Raw genomic sequence first — 26,937 nt, 5'->3', positions numbered from 1 at the left:
ACGCGGCCAACCCTCACCCCCGCCGCGGCATCCTGAACGGCAGCATCAGCTTCACGATTCCCTTTTCCAGCCGGTCGAGTGACAGGCTCTCGTGCACCGCTTCCGCGCTCTCACCGAACAATCGCGTCTTGAGCGCGGTGCGTGAGTAGAACGGCGTGTCTTCCCACGTCCGGCGGATCTCCACCGGCGCACCGGCGTCGGCTCTCGTGATGCGTGGCATGCGCCACAGGGTCTTGGGCAGCACGCGTTCGGGTGGCAGTTCCACCTCGCTGATCGTGCCGTTGTCGGCGAAGCGCAGCCCCATCGCAAAGCGCGAGGCATCGCGCCGCTGGCCTTCGTAGAGCACCACCGAATCGCGCCCGAGATGCGCGCGCGACCAGTGCCAGTCGGAAAAGCCGCGTTCCAAGGGCTCGACCCCGGCGTTGCTGTCGATATAGCCCTCGCCGCGCCAGCTCAACGACGGGTTGTCGAGCTTGACCTCGACCACCGCGCGCGGCGCGATCGGGCGCCAGGCGTGGTTGCCCTCGGCATCGAGCGGCCACAATGTCTGCGGCATCACCTTGGGGTAGACGCGGATGGTGCCGCGCACCTTTTTGGGGAGCGGCGCGGTGATCTCTTCCAGGTCGATGCGCAGGCTGTCGCCATCCCAGTGCATCGAGCTTGGACCGATCACCAGATTGTCGTGATCGCGCGACAGGTGCTCGCGGCCACGCTCGGTCATGCACCAGCCGCCGCGCGGGCCATAGAGCGCGACGTTCATCGCGATGTGGTTGTCGGGGTCGGCGCGCCCCGACCAGTGGTAATAAGGCGAGAACACGCTGCCGATGAACGCGATGATCGTCAGGCCGTGCTTGCCGTCGTCGCTCAGCGCGTCGATGTACCACCAGGCATAGCCACCCGGCGGGACGATCGCATCGAAGGCAGGTCCGCAAGCAGCCGCTCTGCCGCCAAGCGGCCGGAGAGACTCGCCATCGGGATCCCGGCGCCGGGGTGGATTCCACCCCCGGCCAAATAGAGCCCCGGCAGGCGGCTCGCTGCCCCGGGCCGCTGGAAAGCCGCCTTCCATCCGTGAGTCGCCCGGCCGTAGAGCGCGCCGCCCGTTGCCGGGAACAAATGCTCGTAATCCGCCGGCGTCACCAAATGCGAGTTGTCCGCCGTTCGGTCGATCGTCAGGCCACAATCCTCCAGGAAGCCGAAAACTTGCCTCTCGCATCTGTCGATCTCCCCCGGTGAATTCTGGAATGTGTCGCCATTGGCTGGCGCGTTGACGATAAGCTGCAGGCGTTCGGGCCCCGGCGGCGCGCGCGCCGAATGGTCGTCGCGGTCCTGCGCGCAGATATAGATGGTGGGCTGGGCGGGCACTTGCCCCGCCTTGAAGATCGAATCGAATTCGGCGCGGTAATCGTTCGAGAAGAACACGCTGTGCCGCACCAGCGGGAAGCCCGAGGTCTTGGCGTTGATCAGCCAGGTCATGCTCGAGAGCGAGCGCTGCTTACGCGGCACCGGGGGAACGGCCTTGCGCGCCTTGTCGCCCAGCCGCCCGATGTTGAGCGCGGCGGGATCGCCGTTGAACACGACCGCGCGCGCGCGGATGACCTCGCCCGATTCCAGGCGCACCCCGGCAGCGCGGCCATGCTCGACCACGATCTCGGCGATCGGTGCATCATAGCGCAGCTGCGCGCCGTTGCTGCGCGCCAGCTCTGCGATGGCTGTGGCGATCGAATGCATGCCGTTGTCGGCGAGCCAAACCCCGTCCTGCTCGACATGCGCAATCAGCATCAAGGTCGCGGGCGCGACGAACGGCGAGGAACCGCAATAGGTGGCATAGCGCCCGAACAGTTGCTGCAGCCGGGGGTCGGTGAAGTGCCGCCCCAGCGCCTTCCACATCGCCTGATAGGGGCGGATCGCCATGGTTTCGGGCAGGCGCTTGAAGCCGATGCGGGTGACAAGCGAGAAGGGGGTGGGGGCAGGGGCCTCGAGATATGGTTCGCGCAGCACGTTGAAGATGCGCGCCGCCTCGGCGCAGAAGGTGCGGAAGCCTGCGGCATCCTTCGCGCCGAAGTACTCGCCGATCGCCTCTTCGCTGGCCTGGACGTCGGCAAGCAGGTCGAAGGGGGCTTCGGGTCCCCAGGCGTGGCGCGCGATCAGGCTTGCCGGGGTGAGGGGAATCGCGGTTGCCAGATCGCCGCCGCAGTCAGCGAACAGCCGGTCGAACACCCAGCGCATCGTGAACACGGTGGGGCCACCATCGACCGGCCGGCCTGCCGCGACAACCTCGCGGAGCTTGCCGCCGGGGGTGGGCTGGCGTTCGACCACCAGCACCGGCTCGCCCGCCGCCGCGAGCAACGCCGCCGCGCTCAGCCCGCCGACGCCCGCGCCGACCACGATGATCGGCTCATGGCGCACGGGGCGGCCCGTCGAGAGAAACGCGGTTCATGCAAGGATGCTAGCAGGTGTCCAGAAAAGATGACAGACGTTTGTCAGGTAAAATGGACATGGGCCGTGGTGCCCTCAAAAGCCCTCCCCCTTTGATGGGGGAGGGTTGGGTGGGGGTGATCTCTCCGGATTGAACAAAGGATGCCCTCCTGCGCCGCTGCGTCAAGCCGCACCATCACCCTCACCGCTGCAACTAGGCAGCAAGCTGCCAAGTTTCGCTGCCTCTCCCATCAAGGGAGAGGCGAAAGGGGGCGTTACGCTCACAACACTCTTCGCAGGGGATGAGCATTGGTCACGGCGTTCTCGCCAACATCCCCCGCCGCCACAAATCGGCGATGTGCACCGGGAAGGACAGCATCAGCGGCAGCGCGATCAGCGGCCAAGCGGCGCCGGTCAGCGCAGCCCGCAGGGCGAGAACGATGAACACCGCAGGCCCCAGCGCCAGCGCGACGTCGAGCGCCTTGCTTCCGCGCGACACCAGCCAGACGAACTCGGCCGCCAGCACGATCAGGATCAGGTCGGCGGCATGGCCGCTGGCGAAAAGGGCGGCGGCGGCGTCCATCTCAGCCAAACGGGCCGTTGAGTTGCACGATCCCATAGTTCAGCGCTGCCGCGACGCTGACCCACGCGATATACGGCAGCAGCAGCCACGCGGCCGGCTTCGAGAAGCGCCCGCAATAGACGATCAGTACCGCGACCGAGAGCCACAGTGCGGTGACCTCGATCAGCGCCCAGTCGGGGCGTTGGACGCGGAAGAACAACAGGCTCCACAGCACGTTGAGGAAGCCGTTGAACGCGAACAGCCCGATGATGTTGGTGCGCGCGTTGCGGCTCGGCGCGGCGCGCCAGGCGGCAAGCGAGGCCATCGCGGCCAACGCGAAGATCAACGTCCAGGCTACACCGTACAGCCAGCCGGGCGGGGCCCAGTCCGGCTGCGCAAGCCCCTGGTACCACGGGCCCAGATCGGTGATCGTCGCGCCGCCCGCGGCCACGATCAATGCCGCCATCGCCGCCAGGATGACGGGCAGAAAACCTTCACGATGCATTCGGTTTCAGCCTCCCAGCTGCAAAAATCAGGCGCCCCTCATCTTGAGCCTTCATGTCAGGCGCGCGACAGCCCGAGCAGATGTCCCATGTCCTTCACGAAAATTTTGGCATGCGCCACCGGTTTGCGGCGGACCAGCTCCTTGTGCATATAGCTCTGCCAGGTGAGATACTGGACATCGGGATCGGCGCACATCTTGACGAAGCGCTCGCGGCGCTTGTCCGACGAATACCAGAAATACTGCATCATCCCCAGAATCCAGAACACCTTGCCGTGCTTAGCCATGAACTGCTTGCGTGCCTGCTTGAGCGCGGAAGCCTTGCCGGTGACGAGGAACTGGAACACCGCGTCGCCTGCCAGCCGCCCGCACGCCATCGCGTAATAGATGCCCTCGCCCGAGGCCGGCGCGACCACGCCTGCGGCATCGCCCGCGACCACCAGATCGCGGCCATTGTCCCAGCGTTTCAGGGGCTTCAAGGGGATCGGTGCGCCTTCCTTGCGGATCGTCTCGCAGCCGGCCAGGCCGATCTGCTCGCGCATCATCGCGGTGGTTTCGCGCAACGGAAAGCCCTTGTTGGCGCTGCCCAGGCCGATGCTGGCGGTGTCGCCATGCGGGAACACCCAGGCGTAGAAATCGGGCGAGAGCTTGCCCTGATAATAGACGTCGCAGCGATCCTGATCGAAGTCGGTGGCATGGGCGACGTCAGCATCCGGCGTCTTGATGATCTCGTGATAGGCGAACACGCATTTGACCTGTTCGGCGCCCTTGATGTTCTGCCTGGCGACCGCCGAGCGTGCACCGTCTGCACCGATTACCGAGCGCACCCGAACCCGCCGGTCGGGTCCGCCTCGATCGCTGCGATAGACCAGCACCGCCATGCCATCCGAATCGCGGTCGATGCGTTCGTAGGTGCCGGTGATGCGTTCTGCGCCGTTGATCGCCGCCCGCGCGCGCAGCCATTCGTCGAACACGTCGCGGTCGACCATGCCGACATAGCCCTTGCCTTCAGGGCCATCGCCCACCGGCATGTCGACCTTGCGCCCCGCAGGCGAAATCATCCGCGCCGCGCGCGCCTTGGCGACCAGCAAGGATTCGGGAATCTCGAAGTCCTTCAGCGCGCGGGGCGGGATCGCCCCGCCGCACGGCTTGATCCGGCCATCGCGGTCGAGCAGCAGCACCTTGAGTCCGCGCTTGGCCAGATCGTTGGCCGCGGTCGCGCCCGATGGGCCGCCACCGATGACCGCTACGTCGAAATCCGCATCCGCCATTGCCTGTCTCCTGTCTGGCCCTCAGGCCGGTGCCGCCAATATGAGCGGATCGGCGGTGCGCATGGTCACGCGCACCCCCAAAAGCGCAGCGAGGATGAACAGCCCCGCCTCGCCAGCAAAAATCAGCTGAAACGCCGCGCCATCGCTGGCGAGCAGTCCGCGCGCGATATCGACTCCCATCGCGCCGGTCAGACCGCCCAGCCCGAAGGCGATCGCCTGCGACGCGCCCCACACTCCCATGCGGACACCTTCGCGCGATTGCTGGCCGGCGCCCGCCAGCCCCATCATCGCGCCGATCGCCGAGACTGCGAACAGCCCGTTGGCAAAGCCAAGCACCGCGACATTGGCCTTGATCGGCCAGTCGCTGCCCGTTGTTGCTGCGATCGCAAGCCCCGCCAGAGCGAGCGCCGATCCGCCGCAGCCCGCCAGAATCCACCAGCGCAGATCGGCAGGGCGGCGACCGGCAAAGGCGCTGCCGCCGATCCCGGCGACAATCATCCCTGCCATCACGCCGCCATGCTGCAGGCCGGAAAGCTTGGTCGATTCGCCCGGGGTCATGTCGAAAACGAGGCCTGCGAACGGCTCGAGGATCAGATCCTGCATCGCATAGGCCAGCATCGAGACGAAAACGAAGATGGTGAAGCGGCGTGCGGTGGGGTCGCCCATGATCTCGCGCAACGCCTCGCCGAAACTGCCGGTCGGCGCATCGGCGTTGGGATGCGGCGGCGGCACCAGCCGCTTTTCGATGCCCGCAATCGCGACGCAGGCGAGCACGAATGCGCTGAGCGCCACCCCGCCCGAGACGATCGCAAGCCTTTGCTCGCTGAACGGGTCGATCAGGCTGCCCGCAGTCGCTGCGGCGATGACGATCCCGCCGACCATCATGATCCAGGTGATCGCAGCGGCTGCCGCGCGCCGCTCAGGCACCACGCCCGATGCCAGCATCGCCAGCAAGGATGTGCCCGCCGCACCCACGCCTGCGCCGATCATGCTGAATGCGAGAACGGCGAGCAGCGTGCCGATCACCGGCGAGACCGGAAGCAGGATCGTGGCGTTGACCGCCACTATGCCGCCCAGCGCCAGAATACCCATGCCGCCGATGATCCACGGGGTGCGCTTGCGCCCCCGGTCGGAGCCATGGCCCCACATCGGCCGCGACAACTGCACCGCATAATGCCAGGCGACCAGGCCTGCGGGCAGCGCGGCAGGCAATGCGTATTCGACGACCATCACCCGGTTGAGCAAGGATGTCGCCAGCATAACGACCGCGCCGATGCTGGCCTGCACCAGCCCCATGCGCACGATATCGATCCAGCCCAAGCCGATACGGGTGGGGCCAAAGCGGGGCATCGCAGCAACGCTCATACCCAGCCTCCCAGGCCCAGCGCCGCAGCGAGCATGCCGAAGACATAGGACGAGACGCCAGTGGCGTTGTACCACGGCGCGTATTTGTTGGGGTCGGTGAGCAACCGGCGCATGAACACCAGTTGCATTGCCAGCAGCAGGGTGACCGCGATCGCAGAGATCGCCAGCCCCCAGTTGAGCAGCAGCGCGATGACCACCACCTGCGGCAGCGCCATCACTGCGCAGGCCAGCCGCGCGGCGTTGGCCACGCCCAAGGTGACCGGCAGCGAACGCACACCCATCGCGGTGTCGCCTTCGACCGCCTTGAAATCGTTCAAGGTCATGATGCCGTGTGCGCCGATGCTGTAAAGCAGGATGACGATCAGCACGCGGCTGTCGGGCAGCCCGCCGCTCATCACGCTCGCGCCGGTGAACCAGCTCAGCCCCTCATAGCTCAACGCCACGACACCCGGCCCCACCCATCCGCTCATCTTGAAGCGGAACGGCGGCGCGCTGTAACCCCAGGCGCACAGCAGCCCGACGATCGTCGCGAGGAACACCCAGAAGCCCAGCACCGCGCCCAGCACCAGCGAGAGTGCGGACCCGATCAGCGCGACATAAAGCCCCCATTTGCCGGCGATGCGGCCCGAAGGGATCGGTCGTTCGGGCTGGTTGATCGCATCGACATGCCGGTCGTACCAGTCGTTGACCGCCTGGCTGGTGCCGCAGACCATGGGCCCTGCGAGCAGCACCCCGCCGATCAGGAACAGCCAGCGATCATTGAGCGGCGCGCCCGACGACATCACCCCGCAGAAAAACGCCCACATCGGCGGAAACCAGGTGACCGGCTTGAGCAGTTCGAGCACATCGCGCGCGGCGGGAATCGGCACGGAACGGGAGATGTTGGCGGAGCGATCCATGGATTGGAGGCTATGCCTGACGCGCAGAAGTGTCAATCAGAATGGACAGTCGATAAGCTTCTCGTGATAACGAGGCGTCGGTAGCGGCGATACCCAATATCGGGCAATAGGGATGGGTCACGAGGGGAGCCGAACACCGATGATGTCACTGTCCAGAGGGGCGATCGTGCTGGCGTGTGTGCCGGGGCTGCTCTTTTCCTCCGCCGGGCCTGCGGCGCAGACGTCCGGGGTGGTGCTCGAAACGGAAGCGCTCGACCCGACCGAGAATGTCACGATTGCCCAGCCGCCTAACGCTGCGCAGCGCGACCGGTCCTATCCGTTCTACATGCCGATGCAGGGTCTTCGTCCGCCGGCGGTGACTTTGCGGATAAGGTGCGATGCTTCGCGGGCGGCGAGGCGTGAGGTGTATGCCGGGCAATCGGCTGAGTCGCTGGGTGGGCGGGTCGAGGGCGGATACGAGTTCATCTACGAGGCCCTGGATGGCGCGGGACAGCCCTGTGTCTATCCCTTCGCGCCATGGATGCCGCAGATCACCGGCGCGACGCAGGGCACGCAATACATCTTCCGCTCGTCGGTCCCCGGCATCCCGGTAACCTTCCGCACCGACGATGCCTGGGCGACGATCAATCCGCGCATGTTCGATCTCGGGCCGCAGCGGATCCATTTCGAGATGCGCGATATCGCGCTCGACTTTCCCGGCGCGGGCGAGGCCAAGGGTGCGGTGCATCTCGAGGTGCTGGGGGTCACCCGGCCGGGGCTGCTCACCGCGGTGATTCGCAGGGCCAAGCTTTTCGGCGGCAAGAATGCGCTGTTCGTGCCCGGCGGGCAGACCATGGTCTATATCGAGGACAGCGAGATTCGCGGCAACGTCGGCGACAATGTCGACCAGGAACACTCGACCTATATCAACGGCACGCTGGTCTCGCATCTGCGCAACTCGGTCTGGTACGGGCAGAAGGGCTGGATCGATGTTGCGAGCGGACACCAGCTCAAGGACAAGGCGTATTTGCGCATCTACGAGGATGTGACCGTCGCCAACCTGCCGGGCGCCACGGTGCCATCGGCGATGCCATTGGTCGATATCTCGGCGTTCGGCTTCACCTGGTCGAACAATCTGCGGCTGAAGCGCGTGGCGCCGACGCAGGCGCCGCGCGACGCTTTGGTCGATCTGCGCACCGAGATCGTCTACGGCGCGCCCGAAAACCACCCCTGGAACATCTTCGTCAGCCCCGACTGGCGGATGCCGGCAACGCCGCTGGGCGCACTCGATCAGGTCTATCTGTCGGTGTTCCAGAACACCGTGGTCGATAGCTTTCGCACCGAGCCGTTCGTCTTCAGGCTGGGGATGCAGGGGCTGGGGGTGGAGCCGGGCACGCCCACCGTGATCGGACAGGAGCACACGACCAAGGCGCAGCAGCGGATGGTGTCGCTGGCCTTCGGCACGCAAGGGAATTTTCGCCGGGCCTATTCACCCGAAGGCTGGAGCTTTGTCGACCCGCAGCTTGCGCCGGAAGCGCGGTGGGTTCTCGATCGGGATGCCTTTATCCGCCACGCGCTCGGGCTGATCGGCAGGTAGGCGCGGGGTACCCCGCGCTAGCTGAGCTCATCCTTGCGCCCGACCAGATTGTCAAGGCCGTGGCGATGCAGCTTGGAATACAGGCTCTGGCGGCTCAACCCCAGGATTTTGGCGGCAGAGGCGCGGTTGTCCGAGGTATAGGCAAGCGCCGCCTCGATGCACATGCGCTCGATCAGGTCGGTCGATTCGCGCACGATCTCGCGCAGCGGCATTCGCCCGACCAGCTCGGTCAGCTGGTCGACCGAGCGGGGAAGGTCGCGGTCGGCAGGCGGCAGATCGCGCATACGACGGCTGACGGTGCGGATGGCAAAGCCGTAATGCCCGCCCTGGCTGTCGGTCTTGACGCCTGAAACCTCGATCGCCTCTTCGATGGCATCGTCGGCGTGGACGATGGTGGTGGCATTGCGCACCTGGCCATGGGTGTCGAGCTGCTTGCGCATCAGATCGACATCGATGCCCGGGCGGCCGATGAAGCGTCCCAGCGGCTGGCCGGTGATCGCTTCCTTGGAGCTGCCGTGCACCAGATCGATGAACGCCGAGTTGGCGGTGATGATCTGCATCGCGCCATCGGTGAGCACGAAGGCATCGGGCATACGCTCGATCAGCTCGTGCAACGGGCGCTGGTCGCCGTCCGCGACCGCGGAATCGCCCGATTTCGACAACCGGATCATGAACTGGCGGCCGTTGTCCTGGCGGAACGGCATCGCGGTCAGCTTCATCGGCGGAAGGCCTTCGGCGATGCTGATGTCCATTTCGCAGCGCTCGCCGGTCGCGGTTGCGCCGCCCAGGCTGGCGATCAGATCGTCGCGCGAAATGCCACCGATCACATTGGCGAGATCGCGGTTTTCCAGCGCGCCTGACTTGGCGCCGAACAGGCGGTAGCTGGCAGGGTTGGCTGCGCTGATCCGACGCGTGCTGGCATCGATGACCAAAACCGGATCGGTGATCATATCGAACAGCAGGCGGAAGCGCGCCTCGGTTTGCCGCAGCTTGAGATAATCGCGTTCGAGCGACTGCTGGGTCTGCAACAGGCGCTGCTGCAGGCTGGCCCAGGCGCGCACGTCACGGCCGATCGCCATGCGCGGGTTGCCCGCGCCCAGATCGACGAGGCGGTAATGGATGGGAAGGTTGCCGTCGGGGCCAGGATGGTTGACCTGCCGCCAGCGCTCGGGCGCTCCGGTTGAATGACTGGCGAGCATCTCGTTGATCTTGGGCTTGCTATCAAGCGCAACGGTGTCCTCCCAGCGCCTGCCTATCCAGCCGCTGAGGTCGGGCATGTCGTCGACACTGACGGAAACATCGCTGATGACGCCGTCTGAATCGAGCGCCAGTGCTATATCGCCTGCGGCCAGCACCAACGCGAGTGCTGCACCGATTTCAAGTGTGCCAACGACGCCTTTGAGGTCGCGAAAAGGCATGGGGATCGCGGAAAGCTCGTCCTTTTTCATTGCCACGCCGGGAGCGGACTTCAAAACGAAAGAGCTACGCGCTCAACCCCGGCAGATACGAGTTCGTCAGCCAGCGCGAGCGCCGCTTGAGCGTCAGGCGCGGTCCCGTCTGCGCCCAGATCGCGCGCACGTGCAGGGTCATAGCCAAGGGCCGGACCGCCGATCATGATCGCCATATTGGGATTACAGGACACACTTCTCATCGCAGTCAGCAGCTTGGGAACCGCCGCAATATAAAAATCGGTCGTTACTGTCAATCCAACCACGTCAAACGACGTCGCGCTCAATGCCTGCAAAACGTCGGATTGCTGTGGTTCGATCAACGTCTCGACTTCCCAGCCGGCGCGCTGGAAGCACTCCGAGATGATCAGCGTCCCCAGACTGTGCTGGTCGCCGGGCATCGCCGTGAACAGGGCCTTGTTCGAACGCAGGTTCCATCCGGGTGAGGGCGGCGCCCAAGTCGCTACGGTGCGCAGCAGCGACTGCAGCCGCCACAGGCCCATCGTGACATCGACGAAGTCGCATTCGTCGCGAGTCCATTTGTCGCCCAGCTCGCGCGCGGCAGGGGCAATCAGCTGGATGAAGATCGTTTCAGGCGCAATGTTCAGGTCCAGATACGTCGTCACCATATCGGAAAGCGTCTCGACCTCGTGCAACAGCACCTGCGAGGCGAAATCGCGGATCGCGGCTTCATCGAATATCGGTTCGATCGTCATGGTATCGACGGCGGTGGCCGCCTTGGTATCGTTCATGTTGTCATTCGATTGTGTGCCTGACGGTTCGCGGAACCCGTTGTTGTCCGGTCCGGCGCCGTGGCCCGACATGGCGCCCGGGCTCATCGTCGCGGTGGTTTCGGCAGGAAAGTGGCTCATTCGCGGATCATCCTGGTGCACCATCAGCAGCCGTGGAATGATTTCGTCCTCCACGAGGCGGCCTACATGGTCGCTGGGATGGGGGTTGGCAAGTCGGCCGTGGCCGGTCTGCTCGCCGTCCCATGGCGACGTATTCTTGCGCGAACGGGCGCTGCGAAACAGTCCTGTCGTCGATTTTATCAGATCGATGCCAAAAACTGAGGCCATTCCCGACTCTCCTGGTCTTGTCGATGCATCCCGGTCCCTGATCGGATCGTGCATCGGCCTGGAGGCTGGAGACTTCTTGGACCGTTCCCTCGCCAGGCTCCAACCCTACGCCTGTCCAGTGGGCCTGACAACCTGCTTTTTGTCAAGAAAACTATACGTCAATTTAACTTGACACTTTTGCCGGGCGAGGGGTAGGTTTCAGTTATTGAAACGGGAGACGCAACGGCGCTTATGCGACTGGAAAACCAGCCTAGACCTGCGGAAAAGCGCGACTTTACAGGCGATCATGCTGTTCGCTCGTACCAGGCGGCGCCCGGTTCGCTTTATACGGCCGAAGAACGCCAGCGCCGCGATTCGACCGTGTGGACCCTCGTCCAGGGCGTGCTCGCACCCGTTCAGTTCTTCATCTTCCTCGGCAGCCTCGCGCTGGTCGTGCGCTATCTTGTAACAGGCGAGGGCGCCTTTGCCGCCGACGTCTCGATCATCGTCAAGACGCTCACGCTTTACACGATCATGATCACCGGATCGATCTGGGAGAAGGTGGTCTTCGGCAAATGGCTGTTTGCACCTGCGTTCTTCTGGGAAGACGCCGTCTCGATGCTCGTGCTCGCGCTGCACACAGGCTATCTGGTGATGCTGCTGGGCGGCATCGGCAGCATCGAGGCCCGGATGGGTGTCGCGCTTGGTGGTTATGGCGCCTATGTCATCAATGCGGGCCAGTTTCTCTGGAAGCTCCGCGTCGCCCGGCTGCAGGGTGCGCTCAACACCGAGTCGCAACGTCCTAACGGACTGGCGGTGGCATCATGATCGCCACCGCGCCCGCTCCCGCCATCGCCGAAGCCGGCTGCACCAGCGCTCCTGTCCTGCGCGAACGCGGCCAGCGCGAAGTGTTCTGCGGCCTCACCGGCATCGTCTGGCTGCACCGCAAGATGCCCGACGCGTTCTTCCTCGTCGTCGGATCGCGCACCTGCGCGCATCTGCTGCAATCGGCCGCTGGCGTGATGATCTTTGCCGAGCCGCGCTTTGCCACCGCGATCATCGAGGAACGCGATCTGGCGGGCCTGGCCGATGCCAATGAAGAGCTCGACCGAGTCGTCCGCCGTCTTCTGGCTCGCCGCCCCGAAATCCGCACCCTGTTCCTGGTGGGCAGCTGCCCGTCGGAAGTGATCAAGCTCGATCTGGCGCGCGCCGCCCACAGGCTTGCTGGCGCCTTCCTCCCCGATGTGCGAATCGTCAACTATTCGGGCAGCGGCATCGAAACCACCTTTACCCAGGGTGAGGACGCGTGCCTTGCCTCGCTGGTGCCGTTCATGCCGCAGCTTCCCGAAGGCTCGGCCCAGCAGCTGCTGATCGTCGGCGCGCTTCCCGATATCGTCGAAGACCAGCTGCTGCGGCTGGTGCGTGAGATGGGGATCACCAACGTTGCCTGCCTGCCGGCACGGTCCTCGCGCGATCTGCCCGCTGTCGGCCCCGATACCCGCTTCCTGCTCGCGCAGCCGTTCCTCGGCGATACCGCGCTGGCACTCGAAGATCGCGGCGCGGTGCATCTGCCGTCTGCCTTCCCGTTCGGCGCGGAAGGCACCACCGACTGGCTGCGCGCAGCGGCAAACGCATTCGGCATCGATGAAATGCACTTCCGCAGCGTCGTTGCTCCCGGCCGCGAACGCGCCAAGCGCGCGCTCGAGCACAGCCGGGCGCGGCTCGAAGGCAAGACCATCTTCTTCCTCCCCGATTCGCAGCTCGAACTGCCGCTCGCGCGCTTCCTGCATGTCGAGCTCGGCATGATCCCGGTCGAGGTCGGAACGCCCTATCTGCACCGCCAGCACATGGCCGCCGAACTGGCGCAGCTGCCGGTCGGCACCGTGATCAGCGAAGGCCAGGATGTCGACAAGCAGCTCGACCGGGTGCGCGCCTCCAAGCCCGACATCACCGTGTGCGGCCTTGGCCTCGCCAACCCGCTCGAGTCGGAAGGCTTCACCACCAAATGGGCGATCGAACTGGTGTTCTCGCCGATCCATGGTTTCGACCAGGCGGGTGATCTCGCTGAACTTTTTGCCCGGCCGATTCGTCGCCGCGACGTGTTGAGGGTATAGGGTCATGCAGCTATCGGTCTGGACCTATGAAGGGCCTCCTCACGTAGGGGCAATGCGGGTCGCGACCGGTATGACCGACGTGCATTACCTGCTGCACGCGCCGCAGGGCGACACTTATGCCGACCTGCTGTTCACGATGATCGAACGGCGCGGCAAGCGTCCTCCGGTCACTTACACCACCTTCCAGGCGCGCGATCTGGGCAAGGATACAGCCGAGCTGTTCCAGACCGCCGCGCGCAATGCGGTTGCCCGCTACAATCCCGCCGCCCTGCTGGTCGGATCGTCGTGCACCGCCGAACTGATCCAGGATGACCCCGCTGGCATGGCCCAGGCGATGCGGCTTTCCATTCCCGTCATTCCACTCGAGCTGCCCAGCTATTCCCGCAAGGAAAACTGGGGTGCTTCGGAGACTTTCTACCAGATTGTCAGAACTCTCGCGGTCGGGGATTCCTCCCGCCCCGCATCGCGCCAGGCAGGTTCTCCGCGTCCCAAAGCGAACCTGCTTGGGCCGAGCGCACTGGGTTTTCGCCATCGCGACGATATCGTCGAGATCGCGAAGATTCTGGCTGCGCTCGGCATAGAGATTAACGTCACCGCGCCGATGGGGGCAGGCGCGGCGGATATTGCACGGCTCGGCGATGCCGATTTCAACATCGTGATGTATCCGGAAATCGCCGACACCGCAGCGCGCTGGCTGGAGAAGACCTTCAAGCAGCCCTTCACCAAGACGATCCCGATCGGCCACGGCGCAACACTCGATTTCATCCGCGAAGTCGCTGGCCTTGCCGGTGTCGATGCCGCACCGGCACTCGATCTTGCCGAAGCGCGGATGCCCTGGTGGAGCCGCTCGGTCGATTCGACGTATCTTACGGGCAAGCGGGTCTTCATCTTCGGTGATGCGACGCATGCCATCGCCGCTGCCCGAGTCGCACGCGACGAGCTTGGCTTCGTGGTCTGCGGCCTGGGCTGCTACAACCGCGAATTCGCCCGCGATATCCGCGCAGCCGCCGCCGAACATGGTGTCGAGCCGCTGATCACCGACGATCATCTCGAAGTCGAGGACGCCATCGCTGCCGCGCACCCCGAGCTGGTGCTGGGCACGCAGATGGAACGCCACATCGCCAAGCGCCTCTCGGTGCCCTGCGCAGTGATCTCGGCGCCGGTGCACGTGCAGGATTTCCCCGCGCGGCACAGCCCGCAAATGGGCTTCGAAGGCGCCAACGTGCTGTTCGACAGCTGGGTGCATCCGCTGGTGATGGGGCTGGAAGAGCATCTGCTCACCATGTTCCGCGATGATCCGGAATTCCACGACGGTGCCGGCGCGAGCCACCTGGCGCATGGCACGACCCAAAATCCTCCCCTGCAAGGGGAGGTGGCTCGCGTCAGCGAGGCGGAGGGGTATAGCCCTCACGATAGCATGACACCCCTCCACCAGCCCGTGGCTGGTCCCCCTCCCCTTGCAGGGGAGGATTTGGCTCCTTCACATGGCGATGTCCTCGAACTGGTCCGCTGGACCGCCGAAGCCGAAACCGAACTCAAGAAGATCCCCTTTTTCGTCCGCGGCAAAGCGCGGCGGAACACCGAACGGTATGCCGAAGAGCGCGGCCTTTCATCGATATCCCTCGATACGCTCTATGATGCGAAGGCCCATTATGCCCGCTAGAGCCCCCCAAAACCTGGCCAAGCCCGCAAAAGGCCGTTCCGCGGCGATCCGCGTGGTGTTCATCACGCTCGACAACCATCTGTCGGGTGCTGTCGACCGCGCCGAAGCGACTTTGGTCAAGGACCTGCCCGGCCTGTCGATCGGCTTCCACGCCGCTGCCGACTGGGACCGCGATCCAGGCTCGCTCGATGCTGCCCGCGCCGATATCGCGCGCGCCGACATCGTCATCGCGACCATGCTGTTCCTCGAGGACCATGTTCGCGCGATCCACCCCGCGCTCGAAGCGCGGCGTGAGCAGTGCGATGCGATGCTGGGCCTTATGTCGGCGGGCGATATCGTCAAACTGACCCGCATGGGCGGCTACCGCATGGATGCGCCCGCGCGCGGTCCGCTGGCGCTGCTCAAGAAGCTTCGCGGATCTTCCAAGCCGGGGGCCAGTTCGGGCGCCGGGCAGATGAAGATGCTGCGCCGGCTGCCCAAGATCCTCAAGTTCATCCCCGGCACCGCGCAGGACGTGCGGCATTATTTCCTCACCCTGCAATACTGGCTGGCGGGCAGCGACGACAATGTCGTCTCGATGATCCGCGGCCTGATCGACCGCTACGCCGCAGGCGATCGTGCTGCGCTCAAGGGCACCACGCCTGCGCAGGCACCGCGTGAATATCCCGAACTCGGCCTGTATCACCCCGCCATCGCCGACAAGATCACCGAGGATGCCCAGGCGCTGCCGCGCAATGCCAAGGCGAGCGGAACGGTCGGTCTGGTGCTGCTGCGCTCGTATCTGCTCGGCAAGGACGCCGCGCATTACGATGGCGTGATTGCGGCGCTGGAAGCGCGTGGGCTCAACGTTGTTCCGGTGTTCGCCAGCGGCCTCGATGCGCGCCCTGCGATCGACAAGTTCCTGATGCGCGATGGCCAGCCGGTGGTCGATGCAGTGATCAACCTCACCGGCTTCTCGCTGGTCGGCGGCCCCGCCTATAACGATGCTGCCGCTGCCGAAGAAATCCTTGCAGGCATGGACCTGCCGTATATCGCGGCGCACCCGATCGAGTTCCAGACCCTCGAGCAATGGGGCAGCCGCCATCAGGGCCTGCTGCCGCTCGAAGCAACGATGATGGTCGCGATCCCCGAGCTTGACGGCGCGATCATGCCGCATGTTTTCGGCGGTCGCTCCGATGGCGCGGGCGAGCCCTGCGATGGCTGCGGACGCCATTGCCTGTTCACCGCGCCCGACGCGATGCGCGCGATGCAAAGCTGCCCCGAGCGCGCCGAGATGCTCGCCGCCAAGGTCGAGAAACTGGTGACGCTGCGCCGCTCCGCGCGCGCCAAGCGCAAGCTGGCGATCATCCTGTTCAACTTCCCGCCCAATGCCGGTGCCACCGGCAGCGCGGCGCACCTCGCCGTGTTCGAATCGCTCCACGCGACGCTGCACCGGCTGGCGGCAGAGGGCTATGACTGCTCCGCCCCTGCCACCGTCGATGGCCTGCGCGATGCGATCCTCAAGGGCAATTCGGAACGCTTCGGTTCGGACGCCAATGTCGCGGTGCGGATTTCGACCGACGATCACGTCACCAACGAGCCGCATCTGCGCGCGATCGAAAAGCAGTGGGGCCCCGCGCCCGGCAAGCTGAACAGCGACGGCTGGTCGATCCACGTGCTCGGCAAGCAGTTCGGCAACGTGTTCGTCGGCGTGCAACCCAGCTTCGGCTATGAGGGCGACCCGATGCGGTTGCTGTTCGATGGCGATTTTGCGCCCACGCACGCTTTCGCCGCATTCTATCGCTGGATCCGCGAAGACTTCCGCGCCGATGCGCTGCTGCACTTCGGCACCCACGGCGCGCTCGAGTTCATGCCGGGCAAGCAGGCAGGCCTTTCGGGCGATTGCTGGCCCGACCGTCTGCTGGGCACCGTCCCCAATTTCTATCTCTACGCCGCCAACAATCCGTCCGAAGGCATCATCGCCAAGCGCCGCTCGGGTGCGACGCTGGTGTCGTATCTCACCCCGCCGCTCGCCGAAGCCGGCCTGTACAAGGGCTTCGCCGATCTGAAAGCGCTGGTCGAACGCTGGCGTTCACTGGCAGGCGAGGGCGTCGAACGCGCCGCGCTGGAGATCATGATCCGCGATGCGGCGACCAAGCTCGATATCGATGGTTCGGATATCGCGGCGCTCGCGGGCAATCTGTACGAACTCGAACGCGCGCTGATCCCCTTCGGCCTGCACGTGCTGGGCAGCCAGCTCGAAGGCGAAGAACGCGAGGCCTTCCTTAATGCGCTCGCCGCTGCCGACAATGGCTCGACTCGCGAAGAACTCGACGCCAAGCTTTCGGCCAACGACGAATTGGGCGCTTTGGTCCATGCGCTCGACGGCGGCTATGTTCGTCCGGCGCCGGGCGGTGATATCCTGCACAACCCCGAAGTGCTGCCCACCGGGCGCAACACCCACGGTTTCGATCCTTTCCGCATCCCCAGCGCCTTTGCCTGCGCCACCGGCACGGTCCAGGCCGAAGCTTTGCTGGCACGGCATGCCGAAGCCGGCGATCCGGTGCCAGAAAGCATCGCGATGGTGCTGTGGGGCACCGACAACCTCAAGACCGAAGGCACGCAGATCGCGCAGGTCATGTGCCTGCTGGGTGCGCGCCCGCGCTTCGACTCGTACGGCCGTCTGGCTGGCGCAGAGCTGATCCCGCTGGCAGAGCTTGGCCGTCCGCGGATCGACGTGATCGCAACCCTGTCGGGTGTGTTCCGCGACCTCCTCCCGCTGCAGACCCGGATGATCGCCGAAGCCGCCTGGCTCGCCTCCACCGCCGACGAGCCCGAAACGCTGAACTTCGTGCGCAAGCACACGCTGGCCCATGCCGACCGCATCGGCTGCGACATGGAGACCGCCTCGTTGCGCGTCTTCTCCAATGCCGAGGGTGCTTATGGCGCGCAGGTCAACATGATGATCGACGGCGGTGCCTGGGCCGATCCCGACGAGCTCGCCGAAGCCTTCGAGACCCACAAGGGCTATGCCTATGGCCGCACAGGCGCACCGGTAAAGCACCGCGAACTGCTCGAAAGCGCATTGTCCTCGGTCGAGTTCACCTACCAGAACCTCGACTCGGTCGAACTGGGCGTCACCGATATCGACCAGTATGTCGATGCGCTGGGCGGCGTCAGCCGCTCGGTCACCCGCGCGCGCGGCGGCAAGGCTGCGCCGGTCTATATCGTCGATGCCACCGAAGGCCCCGCCAAGGTGCGCACGCTGTCCGAACAGATCGACCGCGAAACCCGCACCCGGATGCTCAACCCCAAATGGTACGAAGGCATGCTCAAGCACGGCTTCGAGGGCGTCCGCCAGATCGAGGGCCATGTCACCACGACGATGGGCTGGTCGGCCACCACCGGCCAGGTCGCACCCTGGGTCTATCAGCAGATCAGCGAAACCTATGTGCTCGACGATGCGATGCGCGCACGTCTCGCCACGCTCAATCCGAAAGCCTCGGCGCGTGTTGCCGAACGCCTTCTGGAAGCATGCGACCGCCGGCTGTGGGAACCGGATGCCGCTACCCTGGCAGCGCTGCGCGCAGCCGCGGACGATATCGAAGACAGGCTGGAAGGCCTGATCGCAGCAGAATGACGGGAGTTTATTGATATGAGCCTTTTAGACCACGGCAGCGCGCCCCCCGGATACGGCGAAGGCAGCACCCAGGTTGCGCTCGACCCGCGCGACGAGATCACCGGCGCCAAGGTGTTTGCCGTTTACGGCAAGGGCGGCATCGGCAAGTCGACCACCTCTTCCAACCTGTCCGCCGCGCTCTCGCTGCTCGGCAAGCGGGTGCTGCAGATCGGTTGCGATCCCAAGCACGACAGCACCTTCACGCTGACCAAGAAGCTGATGCCGACGGTGATCGACGTGCTCGAAACCGTCGACTTCCACTCCGAAGAGCTGCGACCTGAAGATTATATGTTCGAAGGCTTCAACGGCGTGATGTGCGTCGAGGCCGGCGGCCCGCCTGCGGGCACCGGCTGCGGCGGCTATGTCGTCGGGCAGACGGTCAAGCTCTTGAAGCAGCACCATCTGCTCGAAGACGCTGACGTGGTGATCTTCGACGTGCTGGGCGATGTGGTGTGCGGCGGTTTTGCCGCCCCGCTGCAGCATGCCGAACGCGCCGTGGTCGTCGCCGCCAACGATTTCGACAGCATCTTCGCGATGAATCGCATCGTTGCCGCCATCAAGGCCAAGTCGAAGAACTACGACGTGCGCATGGCGGGCGTGATCGCCAACCGCTCGGCCGCGACCGACGAGATCGACCGCTTCAACGAGGCGACGGGCCTCAAGACGCTGGCGCATTTCCCCGATCTCGACGCGATCCGTCGCAGCCGTTTGAAAAAGTGCACCATCTTCGAAATGGATTCGACCCCCGAGATCGAGGCGGTGAAAACCGAGTATCTGCGGCTCGCCGCCACGCTCTGGGCAGGTACCGACCCGCTCGACGCGATGCCGATGAAGGACCGCGACATCTTCGACTTCCTAGGGTTTGAATGATGGCCAGCCACGCCCCCCGCTCCACCTACGACAGCTATCGCGGCAGGCTCGAAACCTATTTCGACCGCACCGCGCGGCAGAACTGGGTCGACCTGACTTCGGACGCCAAGGTCAGCGGCATCCGCGCCACCGTGCGCGCGGGCCGCGACCGGATGCGCGCGATGCTGCTCGACTGGCTGCCCGATGACCTCACCGGCATGCGTATCCTCGATGCAGGCTGCGGCACCGGTTCGCTGGCCGTCGCCGCCGCGCAACTCGGCGCGCACGTCACCGCGATCGATATTTCGGGCGGGCTGGTCGATGTCGCGCGCGAACGTGCGCCGCAGGGGCTCGATATCGACTGGCGGGTCGGCGATATGCTCGATCCGGCGCTGGGCGAATTCGACCATGTCGTCGCGATGGACTCGCTGATCCACTATCAGACCGGCGATATCGTCGACGTGCTCGCCTCGCTGGCGCAGCGCTCGCCCAACATCGCCTTCACTTTCGCTCCGCGGACACCCTTGCTCGCGGCGATGCATGCCACCGGGAAACTCTTTCCCAAATCCGATCGCGCACCCGCGATCGTCCCGGTGGCCGAAGCGAAGCTGTCGAGATTGCTTGCCCAGCGTCTCCCCAGCCATGGCATCGCCGCGAGCGAACGCATCGTCAGCGGCTTCTACACCAGCCACGCGATGATGGTGACGCGCGCATGAACCTTGCCGGCGTCTCGACCCGGTTCTTCACCGGCCTGGGAAGCAGCTTCCTGCCGTTCGCCGATGCGGCGAGCGCGGAACTGCCGATCGGCCGTCTGCTGCGGCTGTCGCTTTTCCAGGTGACCGTCGGCGTGGCAACGGTGCTGCTCAACGGCACGCTCAACCGGGTGATGATCGTCGAACTCGGCACGCCTGCCTGGCTGGTCGGGCTCATGATCGCGATACCTTTGCTGGTCGCGCCGTTCCGCGCGCTGATCGGCCACAAGTCGGACAACCACAAGTCGATGCTCGGCTGGCGCCGGGTGCCCTATATCTGGTTCGGCTCGCTGCTCCAGTTCGGCGGCCTGGCGATCATGCCGTTCGCGCTGCTGCTGCTGTCGCGGCCCGACACCTTTACAGTCGGCTTGATCGCAGGCGCAGTCGCGTTCCTGCTCACGGGCCTTGGCATGCACACCACGCAGACCGCTGGGCTCGCGCTCGCCACCGATCTGGCGCCCGAAGACACCCGCCCCCGCGTCGTCGCGCTGATGTTCGTGATGCTGCTGGTCGGCATGATGATCGCCGCGTTCGTGATGGGCTCGCTGCTCGCCGACTTCTCGGCGACACGGCTGGTCGCGATCGTCCAGGGCGCGGCGATGTTCACGATGGCGCTCAACATCATCGCCTTGTGGAAGCAGGAGGCGCGCCGCCCCTCGACCACCCGGCCCGAACGCCCAACCCCGAAATTCTCGGTCGTCTGGCGCGAATTCACCGCAGAAGCACGCAATGCGCGGCTGCTTGCGGCGATCGGCTGCGGTACCGCAGCGTTCAGCATGCAGGACGTGCTGCTCGAACCGTTCGGCGGCGAGATTCTGGGAATGTCGGTTGGCGCGACAACGATGCTGACCGGGCTGTGGGCGTTCGGCATGCTGCTGAGCTTTGCCTATGCCGCGCGCCGCCTTGGTGCAGGCGCCGATCCGCTGCGGCTGGCAGGCTTCGGCGCGGTCGTCGGCATGCTGGCGTTTGCCATGCTGCTGTTTGCGGTGCCGCTCGATGCCAGCGAAATGGTGTTCGCCGGAGCGCTGTCGATCGGCATCGGCTCGGGCCTGTTCTCGGTGGGCACGCTCAGCGCGATCATGGCAATCGCGGGCAGCGGCCAGCACAAGGGATCGGGCCTGGCACTGGGCGCCTGGGGCGCGGTGCAGGCGAGCTGCGCCGGCCTTGCGATCCTGGCCGGCGGGCTGATCCGCGATGGGGTCTCGGCGCTCGCGCTGGCGGACCAGATCGGCCACACGCTGGCCTATCGCGCGACGGGCTATGGCACCGTCTACCTGATCGAGATCGTTCTGCTGCTTGTTACGATGATCGTGCTTGGCCCGCTTGTCGGGGGCCAGCGGGTCGATACCGCGCTGCCGCAATCGCGGTTCGGGCTCACCGAGTTCCCGACATGAAGGTTTTGAAGAAGAGAGGTAATCGCCATGTTTAACGGCAATATCGTGGGCAATATTGATGTTGCATCGATCGCTTTCTGGGCCTTCGTGGTCTTTTTCATCGGTCTGATATATTATCTGCGGCGAGAGGACCGGCGCGAGGGCTTTCCGCTCGAAGACGAGCTGACCGGACGTTCGCTGAACATGGGTGGCCCGCTGCTCCATGCCAGCCCCAAGTCGTTCAAGCTGCCCTTCGGCCGCGGCACGGTGTACACGCCGACGATCGGCAAGGAGCCGTTCAACATCGCCGCGCGCAAGGCTGGCCCGGGCGCTGGCGATCCTTACATCCCCACCGGCAACCCGCTGGCAGACTGCATCGGCCCGTCGGCCTATGCCCAGCGCAGCCCGCTGCCCGACATCGACGCCTTCGGCCGCAACCGCATCGTTCCGATGACGCTCGAGCCCAGCTTTTCGATCGCACGCGGCGATCCCGATCCGCGCGGCATGACCGTGATCGGCGCCGATGGCGCGGTCGCAGGCACCGTATCGGAAATCTGGGTCGATCGTGCCGAGCATCAGGTGCGATACCTTGAGGTCGTCACTGCCGAGGGCGTGCATGCGCTCGCCCCGATGGCGATGGCGAAGGTCCGCAAGTCCGCCCGCCAGATCGTCGTCGACGCAATCAACGCTGCGGACTTCTCCGGCTGCCCGCAGGTCGAAACCGCAGGCCAGATCAGCCGGCTCGAGGAAGACAAGATCTCGGGCTACTTTGGCGGCGGTTATCTTTACGCCAACCGTGCCCGGCAGGAGCCGCTGATATGATCACGGAATATGATGACGAGCCCATCCGGGGCCTGCCCGGTGAACTGCCCGAGGGCGAAACGCTGCTCTGGCAGGGTTCTCCCGAATGGCGGCTGCTGGCGCGCAGTGCGTTCTTCACCCGCATCGTCGGGCTGTACTTCGCGGTGCTGGTCGCCTTGGCCGTCGCCAACGGCAGCACCGGCGGGGTGATCGCCACGATCATCGCAGGCGCAGTCGGTATCGGCTTGCTGATGCTCTATGCCTGGGCGGTCGCGCGGACCACGGTCTACACGCTGACCAGTCGGCGGGTGGTGCTCCGCATCGGCGTCGCGCTCAACCTGTGCATCAACCTGCCGCTCGCCAAGATCGGCGGTGCCAACCTGCGTCCGCTGGGTCCGGTCGAGGGCGATCTTGCGCTGCAGCTGATCGGCCCGCACAAATTGGGCTATCTGGTGCTGTGGCCGCACGCGCGGCCGTGGAAATTGGGCAACCCGCAGCCGATGCTGCGCGCGCTGCCCGATGCCGCGGTGGTGGGTGAACGCCTGGCCCGCGCGGTAGCGGCAATCGCACCTGTCGATCGCGCGCAGGAAGTGCCATCGAAGTCCGCAGAAACGATGCCCGCAGGCCTTCAGGGAGCCGTCGCATGACCACCGCCCAACACAGCGCTCCTGCTGCTGCTAACAACTATAACGGCCACGGCCACAGCCATGAAAACACCGTGCCCAGGGGCGCGCTGGTGATGGCGTGCGGCGTGGTGCTGGTAACCCTGGCGCTGACCAGCGCGACCCAGCTCGGCTGGATCGCGCCGTCGCCATCGGCCAGCGAAGTGCGCACGGCAGAAGCTGCAACCGCGCTTTCCACCCGCATCCTGCAGTTCGCCGATGGCCCCAACGGCACCGTGGTGGTGACCGATGCCTCCACTGGTGCGACGGTGCACGTCTATGACGGCGAGGGCAGCGGCTTCGTCCGCGGCGTGCTGCGCGGGTTGAGCCGTGAGCGGCAGAAGCGCTCGATCCCGATGATGGCGCCGTACGAGCTCAACCACTGGACCGATGGATCGCTCTCGCTCACCGACACCGCGACCAACCGCATCGTCGAGCTGGGCGCGTTCGGGCCGACCAACCGCGCCACCTTCGAAGCGCTGTTGAAGTGAGAGGGTTGAAGTAATGGGCCTGTTCCGCGAGCCAGCCTTCGATACGCCCTGCCGCATCGCGGTGGAGCAGAGCGAGGCGCATTTCCATGCGCATGTCGAGCTTGAAGGCGATATCGCGATCCAGCCGGGCGACAAGGTCCGGGTGCACGGCGCGCCGATAATTGTCGGTTTTGGCGAATCAATTTTGATCCAGCGCATGGCGACGGTGCAGCCAGCCGGTGCATTGATGCGCGCATGGACCAAACTGACCGCGATGGGCGAGCTCAAGGAACTCTACGAGGTAAGCTTCACCACCAGCCGGTGGTGAACGCTGTCCACATGACAATGCCAGACGAGAATGGGAGTGGCGCGATGAACATGCAGGTAAAGGTGAAAGCGGCTCCGCTTGCCGATGCGCCCGATACGATGGTGCTGGCGACGCAGGATACCGTGCTCTCGCCGCGCTTTTACACCACCGATTTTGACGCGCTGAACGCGATCGACGTCTCGCTGGTACGCCGCGAATGGGATCAGCTGATGGCCGATATGGAGGGCGACCCGAACAAGGCGCATTTCCGGCGCAGCGAATCGTTCGAAGGCATCATCGACAATCTCGAGCCCGAGCTCAGGCGCGAATTCATCGATTTTCTGGTCAGTTCGCTGACGTCGGAATTTTCGGGCTGCATCCTGTATGCCGAGATCGCGCGGCGGACCAAGAACCCTGACGTGAAGCGGCTGTTCAAGCTGCTGGCGCGCGATGAAAGCCGCCACGCCGGGTTCATCAACGAAGTGCTCAAGGACGCGTCGATCGGCATCGATCTGAGCTTCCTCACCAAGACGAAGAAGTACACCTACTTCCAGCCCAAATTCATCTGGTATGCGGTCTATCTGTCGGAAAAGATCGGTTATGCGCGCTATATAGCGATTTACCGGCATCTGGCGCGGCACCCGGAAAACCGCTTCCACCCGATCTTCAACTGGTTCGAGCAATGGTGCAACGACGAGTTCCGCCATGGCGAGGCGTTTGCGATGCTGATGCATGCCGACCCCAAGCTGCTCAAGGGGTTGAACGTCTACTGGATCAAGTTCTTCATCCTGTCGGTCTATGCAACCATGTATGTGCGCGACCACAGCCGCCCGGTGTTCCACGCCGCGTTGGGGGTCAACCCGACCGATTACGATTTCCAGGTGTTCGACATCACCACCGCGATCAGCCGTCAGGTTTTCCCGGTCGAGATCGATACCGACAACCCCAAGATGCGCGCGCAGTTTGAAAAGCTGCGGTTGGCATCCGATCGCATTGCTGCTGGCAAGGCCAAGGGCGGCATCGGTGGTCTGATCCAGCGCGCCGGTGGCATGCTGGGTGCCGGCACCGCGTTTGCCCGGATGTACTTCATGCCCGGCAAGGCCAACCGTCTGCCTGCCACCATCCGCCTGCAGCCGGCCTGGTAAGGACATGAGCCTGTACGGCCATATCCTGCCCGCTCTGGTGGTGCTGATTGCCTGGTTCGGCAGCACGGGTGTCGTCGCCTGGCTGGCCAATCGCGGCAAGGACACGTTTGCGCGCAGCATCTCCTGGGCGGGCTTTGCCGCCGGAATCTGCCTGTGCGTCATCGTCTATGTCGGCCATGGGCACGGCGCGTCGGGTCCCGATGCGATGGACGCCTATATCAGCTTCGGCGCGGCGCTGGTGATCTGGGGCTGGCTCGAACTGACCTTCCTCACCGGCATCGTCGCCGGACCCCGCCGTATCGTCAGCGATCCGCTGGCGCGCGGCTGGCGCCGGTTTTCCGACGCCGCAGCCACGCTGATCTATCACGAGCTGGCGATTGCCGCGGTGATGGTGATCCTGGTGTCGCTGACCTGGGACAGCGCCAACCCCACCGGCACGGTGATCTTCAGCCTGCTGTTCGCGCTGCGCCTCTCGGCCAAGCTCAATCTGTTCGTCGGCGTGCCCAACATGAGCGACGAGATCATGCCGGGGCATCTGGAATATCTGAAGAGCTATTTCGGCCCGCGCCGCCTGCATGGCGCATTGGCATTCAGCCTTGTGGCCTTGCTCGCGCTGTCGCTATACTTGGGAATGCGCGCGCTTGCCGCCCCGGCCGACAGTTTCGCGGCCGTCAGCGGCACGTTGGTGTTCACCCTCGCAGCGCTTGGTTCGCTCGAGCATCTGTTTCTCGCGTTGCCGTTCAGGGACGGCGCGTTGTGGCGCTGGGCAATTCCAGCAACCGACAAGGATAAGAAGAAGGAGAGTGGTTATGGATTATGAGGGCTTTTTCCAGAGCGAAATCGATACGATCCGCGATGAAGGACGCTATCGGATTTTCGCTGAACTGGAACGCCATCGCGGCCGCTTTCCGCACGCCACGCGGTATACTGACGAAGGTACAGACGAAGTCACCGTGTGGTGCTCCAACGATTATCTCGGCATGGGCCAGCACCCTGCCGTGCTCAAGGCCATGCACGAAACCATCGACCAGTGCGGCGCGGGCGCCGGCGGTACGCGCAACATTTCGGGCACCAACCACCACCATGTGCTGCTTGAAACCGAGCTTGCCGATCTGCACGGCAAGGAAGCGGCATTGCTGTTCACCTCGGGCTATGTCTCCAACTGGGCGGCCCTGGGCACGCTCGCGGCCAGGCTGCCCAACTGCGTCGTGCTGTCGGATGCGGGCAACCACGCCTCGATGATCGAGGGCATCCGCCACAGTCGCGCCGAGTGCCTCAAGTTCAAGCACAACGACCCCGAAGATCTCGACCGTCTGCTCGCAGGGATCGCGCCGGGCCGTCCCAAATTGGTGGCGTTCGAGAGCGTCTATTCGATGGACGGCGACATCGCCCCGATCGCCGAGATCCTCGATGTCTGCGAAAAGCACGGCGCGATGAGCTATATCGATGAAGTCCACGCGGTCGGCCTGTATGGCCCGCGCGGCGGCGGCATTGCCGAGCGCGAAGGCCTGATGGACCGGATCACGGTCATCGAAGGCACGTTGGGCAAGGCGTTCGGCGTGATGGGCGGCTATATCGCGGCCTCGAGCGCCTTGTGCGATTTCGTCCGCAGCTTTGCCAGCGGCTTCATCTTCACCACCGCGCTGCCGCCCGCATTGGCCGCCGGCGCCACCGCCAGCATCCGCCATCTCAAGGCCAGCCAGATGGAGCGCGCGCGCCACCAGGACCGCGTCGCCAAGGTGCGCAAGCGGCTCGACCTGATGGGCATCACCCATCTCGACAACCCCAGCCACATCATCCCGGTGATGGTCGGCGATCCGCACAAGTGCAAGCGGATCAGCGACTGGCTGATGGACAATCACGGCATCTATGTGCAGCCGATCAACTATCCCACCGTGCCCAAGGGCACCGAGCGGCTGCGCATCACGCCCTCGCCGGTGCACACCGATGGCGATATCGACAAGTTGATCCACGCGCTGAGCGACATCTGGTCGCAATGCGAACTGGCCCGGCGCGCGGTTGCTGCCTGAACCAACCAATTCTCTGA

Annotated in this window: 24 protein-coding genes; 15 read left to right on the top strand and 9 right to left on the bottom strand. The window is 64.9% G+C overall.

Going from position 1 to position 26,937, the window contains the following annotated elements:
- Positions 1-13 precede the first annotated feature (13 nt).
- The 7 genes from ACK4R0_RS08840 to chlG all read right to left on the bottom strand — a co-directional run bounded on the left by ACK4R0_RS08840 (position 14) and on the right by chlG (position 7,014).
- Positions 14-817 (bottom strand): hydratase, encoded by an 804-nt coding sequence (locus ACK4R0_RS08840; protein WP_409673251.1) that lies wholly within the window; start codon positions 815-817, stop codon positions 14-16.
- Between the two features lie 47 nt (positions 818-864).
- A complete protein-coding gene (crtD, locus tag ACK4R0_RS08835; protein WP_409673248.1) occupies positions 865-2,406 on the bottom strand; it encodes a 1-hydroxycarotenoid 3,4-desaturase CrtD in 1,542 nt (513 codons plus the stop codon).
- 322 nt (positions 2,407-2,728) lie between these two features.
- On the bottom strand, positions 2,729-2,998 hold the full coding sequence (locus tag ACK4R0_RS08830; protein ID WP_409673245.1) for a hypothetical protein: 270 nt from the start codon (positions 2,996-2,998) through the stop codon (positions 2,729-2,731).
- A gap of 1 nt (position 2,999) precedes the next feature.
- On the bottom strand, positions 3,000-3,482 hold the full coding sequence (locus tag ACK4R0_RS08825) for a TspO/MBR family protein (RefSeq protein WP_409673242.1): 483 nt from the start codon (positions 3,480-3,482) through the stop codon (positions 3,000-3,002).
- Positions 3,483-3,538: 56 nt separating this feature from the next.
- A complete protein-coding gene (locus tag ACK4R0_RS08820; RefSeq protein ID WP_409673240.1) occupies positions 3,539-4,750 on the bottom strand; it encodes a geranylgeranyl diphosphate reductase in 1,212 nt (403 codons plus the stop codon).
- A gap of 21 nt (positions 4,751-4,771) precedes the next feature.
- Positions 4,772-6,115 (bottom strand): BCD family MFS transporter, encoded by a 1,344-nt coding sequence (locus tag ACK4R0_RS08815; protein ID WP_409673237.1) that lies wholly within the window; start codon positions 6,113-6,115, stop codon positions 4,772-4,774.
- Positions 6,112-7,014 (bottom strand): chlorophyll synthase ChlG, encoded by a 903-nt coding sequence (gene chlG / locus ACK4R0_RS08810; protein ID WP_409673234.1) that lies wholly within the window; start codon positions 7,012-7,014, stop codon positions 6,112-6,114. The genes ACK4R0_RS08815 and chlG overlap by 4 nt, the downstream gene beginning before the upstream one ends.
- A gap of 139 nt (positions 7,015-7,153) precedes the next feature.
- Here chlG and ACK4R0_RS08805 point away from each other — a divergent pair, with 139 nt between their 5' ends.
- Complete coding sequence (locus ACK4R0_RS08805) at positions 7,154-8,590, top strand: hypothetical protein (protein ID WP_409673231.1); 1,437 nt, start codon at positions 7,154-7,156, stop codon at positions 8,588-8,590.
- A gap of 17 nt (positions 8,591-8,607) precedes the next feature.
- Here ACK4R0_RS08805 and ppsR read toward each other — a convergent pair whose 3' ends face one another.
- On the bottom strand, positions 8,608-10,038 hold the full coding sequence (gene ppsR, locus ACK4R0_RS08800; RefSeq protein WP_409673298.1) for a transcriptional regulator PpsR: 1,431 nt from the start codon (positions 10,036-10,038) through the stop codon (positions 8,608-8,610).
- A gap of 20 nt (positions 10,039-10,058) precedes the next feature.
- Complete coding sequence (locus ACK4R0_RS08795; protein ID WP_409673229.1) at positions 10,059-11,117, bottom strand: B12-binding domain-containing protein; 1,059 nt, start codon at positions 11,115-11,117, stop codon at positions 10,059-10,061.
- Positions 11,118-11,348: 231 nt separating this feature from the next.
- On the opposite strand from ACK4R0_RS08795, the gene bchF reads away from it, so the two are divergent.
- The 14 genes from bchF to hemA are packed head-to-tail and all read left to right on the top strand — an operon-like array spanning position 11,349 to position 26,920.
- On the top strand, positions 11,349-11,924 hold the full coding sequence (gene bchF / locus ACK4R0_RS08790; RefSeq protein WP_409673226.1) for a 2-vinyl bacteriochlorophyllide hydratase: 576 nt from the start codon (positions 11,349-11,351) through the stop codon (positions 11,922-11,924).
- Positions 11,921-13,210, top strand: coding sequence for a ferredoxin:protochlorophyllide reductase (ATP-dependent) subunit N (locus ACK4R0_RS08785; RefSeq protein ID WP_409673224.1), 1,290 nt, complete (start codon positions 11,921-11,923; stop codon positions 13,208-13,210). Before bchF ends, ACK4R0_RS08785 begins: the two co-directional genes overlap by 4 nt.
- 4 nt (positions 13,211-13,214) lie before the next feature.
- Positions 13,215-14,873 carry a ferredoxin:protochlorophyllide reductase (ATP-dependent) subunit B gene (gene bchB / locus ACK4R0_RS08780; protein WP_409673221.1) on the top strand — a complete coding sequence of 553 codons (1,659 nt, stop codon included), beginning with the start codon at positions 13,215-13,217 and terminating at the stop codon, positions 14,871-14,873.
- On the top strand, positions 14,863-18,492 hold the full coding sequence (locus ACK4R0_RS08775; protein ID WP_409673218.1) for a magnesium chelatase subunit H: 3,630 nt from the start codon (positions 14,863-14,865) through the stop codon (positions 18,490-18,492). Before bchB ends, ACK4R0_RS08775 begins: the two co-directional genes overlap by 11 nt.
- A gap of 15 nt (positions 18,493-18,507) precedes the next feature.
- Entirely contained in the window at positions 18,508-19,401 is an 894-nt protein-coding gene (gene bchL, locus ACK4R0_RS08770) for a ferredoxin:protochlorophyllide reductase (ATP-dependent) iron-sulfur ATP-binding protein (RefSeq protein WP_409673216.1), read from the top strand.
- A complete protein-coding gene (gene bchM, locus ACK4R0_RS08765; RefSeq protein ID WP_409673295.1) occupies positions 19,401-20,096 on the top strand; it encodes a magnesium protoporphyrin IX methyltransferase in 696 nt (231 codons plus the stop codon). Before bchL ends, bchM begins: the two co-directional genes overlap by 1 nt.
- Positions 20,093-21,526, top strand: coding sequence for a BCD family MFS transporter (locus ACK4R0_RS08760; RefSeq protein ID WP_409673213.1), 1,434 nt, complete (start codon positions 20,093-20,095; stop codon positions 21,524-21,526). The genes bchM and ACK4R0_RS08760 overlap by 4 nt, the downstream gene beginning before the upstream one ends.
- 45 nt (positions 21,527-21,571) lie before the next feature.
- Positions 21,572-22,327, top strand: a complete 756-nt coding sequence (puhA, locus tag ACK4R0_RS08755; RefSeq protein ID WP_409673211.1) for a photosynthetic reaction center subunit H — start codon at positions 21,572-21,574, stop codon at positions 22,325-22,327.
- Positions 22,324-22,953: a photosynthetic complex putative assembly protein PuhB gene (puhB, locus tag ACK4R0_RS08750; RefSeq protein ID WP_409673208.1), complete on the top strand. Its 630-nt coding sequence runs from the start codon at positions 22,324-22,326 to the stop codon at positions 22,951-22,953. The genes puhA and puhB overlap by 4 nt, the downstream gene beginning before the upstream one ends.
- Positions 22,950-23,459: a photosynthetic complex assembly protein PuhC gene (puhC, locus tag ACK4R0_RS08745; RefSeq protein ID WP_409673205.1), complete on the top strand. Its 510-nt coding sequence runs from the start codon at positions 22,950-22,952 to the stop codon at positions 23,457-23,459. Before puhB ends, puhC begins: the two co-directional genes overlap by 4 nt.
- A gap of 13 nt (positions 23,460-23,472) precedes the next feature.
- Positions 23,473-23,766, top strand: a complete 294-nt coding sequence (locus tag ACK4R0_RS08740; RefSeq protein WP_409673202.1) for a hypothetical protein — start codon at positions 23,473-23,475, stop codon at positions 23,764-23,766.
- A 44-nt stretch (positions 23,767-23,810) separates the two neighbouring features.
- Positions 23,811-24,890, top strand: coding sequence for a magnesium-protoporphyrin IX monomethyl ester (oxidative) cyclase (gene acsF / locus ACK4R0_RS08735; RefSeq protein ID WP_409673200.1), 1,080 nt, complete (start codon positions 23,811-23,813; stop codon positions 24,888-24,890).
- A 4-nt stretch (positions 24,891-24,894) separates the two neighbouring features.
- Positions 24,895-25,710: a putative photosynthetic complex assembly protein PuhE gene (gene puhE, locus ACK4R0_RS08730; protein ID WP_409673197.1), complete on the top strand. Its 816-nt coding sequence runs from the start codon at positions 24,895-24,897 to the stop codon at positions 25,708-25,710.
- On the top strand, positions 25,700-26,920 hold the full coding sequence (gene hemA / locus ACK4R0_RS08725) for a 5-aminolevulinate synthase (RefSeq protein ID WP_409673194.1): 1,221 nt from the start codon (positions 25,700-25,702) through the stop codon (positions 26,918-26,920). Before puhE ends, hemA begins: the two co-directional genes overlap by 11 nt.
- Positions 26,921-26,937 lie beyond the last annotated feature (17 nt).

Source organism: Blastomonas sp. (genome assembly GCF_046294995.1).
Classification (GTDB): Bacteria; Pseudomonadota; Alphaproteobacteria; order Sphingomonadales; family Sphingomonadaceae; genus Blastomonas.
The sequence above is the reverse complement of the archived record's forward strand: the minus strand, read 5'-3'. Positions and strand labels throughout refer to the sequence as shown.

Bases quoted from the DNA above. Each gene is read 5' to 3' on its own strand.
- ACK4R0_RS08830 (WP_409673245.1), bottom strand. From the start codon at position 2,998: ATGGACGCCGCCGCCGCCCTTTTCGCCAGCGGCCATGCCGCCGACCTG.
- ACK4R0_RS08825 (WP_409673242.1), bottom strand. From the start codon at position 3,482: ATGCATCGTGAAGGTTTTCTGCCCGTCATCCTGGCGGCGATGGCGGCA.
- ACK4R0_RS08820 (WP_409673240.1), bottom strand. From the start codon at position 4,750: ATGGCGGATGCGGATTTCGACGTAGCGGTCATCGGTGGCGGCCCATCG.
- ACK4R0_RS08815 (WP_409673237.1), bottom strand. From the start codon at position 6,115: ATGAGCGTTGCTGCGATGCCCCGCTTTGGCCCCACCCGTATCGGCTTG.
- chlG (WP_409673234.1), bottom strand. From the start codon at position 7,014: ATGGATCGCTCCGCCAACATCTCCCGTTCCGTGCCGATTCCCGCCGCG.
- ACK4R0_RS08805 (WP_409673231.1), top strand. From the start codon at position 7,154: ATGATGTCACTGTCCAGAGGGGCGATCGTGCTGGCGTGTGTGCCGGGG.
- ppsR (WP_409673298.1), bottom strand. From the start codon at position 10,038: ATGAAAAAGGACGAGCTTTCCGCGATCCCCATGCCTTTTCGCGACCTC.
- ACK4R0_RS08795 (WP_409673229.1), bottom strand. From the start codon at position 11,117: ATGGCCTCAGTTTTTGGCATCGATCTGATAAAATCGACGACAGGACTG.
- bchF (WP_409673226.1), top strand. From the start codon at position 11,349: ATGCGACTGGAAAACCAGCCTAGACCTGCGGAAAAGCGCGACTTTACA.
- ACK4R0_RS08785 (WP_409673224.1), top strand. From the start codon at position 11,921: ATGATCGCCACCGCGCCCGCTCCCGCCATCGCCGAAGCCGGCTGCACC.
- bchB (WP_409673221.1), top strand. From the start codon at position 13,215: ATGCAGCTATCGGTCTGGACCTATGAAGGGCCTCCTCACGTAGGGGCA.
- ACK4R0_RS08775 (WP_409673218.1), top strand. From the start codon at position 14,863: ATGCCCGCTAGAGCCCCCCAAAACCTGGCCAAGCCCGCAAAAGGCCGT.
- bchL (WP_409673216.1), top strand. From the start codon at position 18,508: ATGAGCCTTTTAGACCACGGCAGCGCGCCCCCCGGATACGGCGAAGGC.
- bchM (WP_409673295.1), top strand. From the start codon at position 19,401: ATGGCCAGCCACGCCCCCCGCTCCACCTACGACAGCTATCGCGGCAGG.
- ACK4R0_RS08760 (WP_409673213.1), top strand. From the start codon at position 20,093: ATGAACCTTGCCGGCGTCTCGACCCGGTTCTTCACCGGCCTGGGAAGC.
- puhB (WP_409673208.1), top strand. From the start codon at position 22,324: ATGATCACGGAATATGATGACGAGCCCATCCGGGGCCTGCCCGGTGAA.
- puhC (WP_409673205.1), top strand. From the start codon at position 22,950: ATGACCACCGCCCAACACAGCGCTCCTGCTGCTGCTAACAACTATAAC.
- ACK4R0_RS08740 (WP_409673202.1), top strand. From the start codon at position 23,473: ATGGGCCTGTTCCGCGAGCCAGCCTTCGATACGCCCTGCCGCATCGCG.
- acsF (WP_409673200.1), top strand. From the start codon at position 23,811: ATGAACATGCAGGTAAAGGTGAAAGCGGCTCCGCTTGCCGATGCGCCC.
- puhE (WP_409673197.1), top strand. From the start codon at position 24,895: ATGAGCCTGTACGGCCATATCCTGCCCGCTCTGGTGGTGCTGATTGCC.
- hemA (WP_409673194.1), top strand. From the start codon at position 25,700: ATGGATTATGAGGGCTTTTTCCAGAGCGAAATCGATACGATCCGCGAT.